This is a genomic window from Streptomyces sp. NPDC008121 (assembly GCF_042957155.1).
Lineage (GTDB): Bacteria > Actinomycetota > Actinomycetes > Streptomycetales > Streptomycetaceae > Streptomyces.
This window is the reverse complement of the sequence record NZ_JBIBHT010000059.1, coordinates 1-1,342: the sequence shown is the minus strand read 5'-3', so window position 1 is coordinate 1,342 and position 1,342 is coordinate 1. Positions and strand designations below refer to the sequence as shown.

General features: G+C 69.1%; 1 protein-coding gene. It reads left to right on the top strand.

All coding sequences use genetic code 11. The features are described from left to right. Nucleotides 1-216: 216 nt before the first annotated feature. Nucleotides 217-1,173 (top strand): IS481 family transposase, encoded by a 957-nt coding sequence (locus ACFZBD_RS35175; RefSeq protein ID WP_391147799.1) that lies wholly within the window; start codon nt 217-219, stop codon nt 1,171-1,173. Nucleotides 1,174-1,342: the final 169 nt, after the last annotated feature.

The following is a 1,342-nucleotide window of genomic DNA, read 5'->3' as shown; positions in this document are numbered from 1 at the left end:
ATCGCAAGGCGGAGGATCGCCCTCGTACTGGACGTACGTGGGCGACTCCGACAACGCGGCGAGCGTGCGTGCCGGGCGTCGCGGGCCAGGCGGGACTTTCGAAACACGCCCTAGATGTATTGATCACGAGCGTTGTTAACGCCGATCGGGCTTGATCATGGCGAAGGCCTCCGTGTGTGGTGGAGGTGTCGAATTCTTCACCGCACGGAGGCCTTCGTGTCCCACCGTAATGCCCGGCTGACCGTTCATGGCAGGCGGCTGCTCGTCGACCGTGTCCGTTCCGGCCGTCCCGTCGCGCACGTCGCCGCGGAGATGGGCATCTCCCGTCCCACCGCCCACAAGTGGCTCCGGCGCTGGCACTGCGAGGGCGAGAGCGGGCTCATCGACCGCTCCAGCCGTCCGCACCGGACACCCCACCGGACCACTGCCGCAACCGAAGCCCGGATATGCCGCCTGCGCCAGGACCGCAAGCTCGGACCCGCCCGGATCGGCCCGATCCTCGGGCTGCCCACTTCAACCGTGCACCGCGTTCTGACCCGTCACCGGCTGAACCGCCTGTCCTGGCTCGACCGCCCCACCGGGACCGTGATCCGCCGCTACGAACGCGACCACCCAGGCGAGCTGATCCACGTCGACGTCAAGAAACTCGGCCGGATCCCCGACGGCGGCGGCCACAAGGTCCTGGGCCGCCAGGCCGGCCGCGCCACCCGCAGCAACGTCGGTTTCGACTACGTCCACTCCGCCGTCGACGACCACTCCCGCCTCGCCTACAGCGAAATCCACCCGGACGAGAAAGTCGCGACCTGCGCAGGCTTCCTGACCCGCGCGGCCGCGTTCTTCCACGACCAGGGCATCCCCCGCATCGAACGCGTCCTGACCGACAACGCATGGGCCTACCGCAAAGGCCTGGCCTGGAAGAACGCTCTGGCCGACCTCGGCGCGACCGGCAAGCTCACCCGCCCCTACCGGCCCCAGACCAACGGCAAGGTCGAACGCTTCAACCGCACCCTCGCCGACGAATGGGCCTACCTACGGCCCTACACCAGCAACACCGAACGAACGGCAGCCCTGGCAGACTTCCTCCACACCTACAACCACCACCGCAGCCACACCGCACTCGGCGGCCACCCACCCATCACCCGCGTCAACAACCCTGCGGGTCAATACACCTAGTGGGACGCCGGGTCCGCGGGCAGGGCCCGGCCACGGACCAGCGGCAGGAAGACCTCGTCGACGATCTCGGTCAGGACCGCATCCGGCACCGCCGGTGCGCCCCGCACGACGTACTCGTTGCGCAGCAGTGCCGTCGGCGCGGACGTGACGCGCGGGTGCAGTGCCTCGG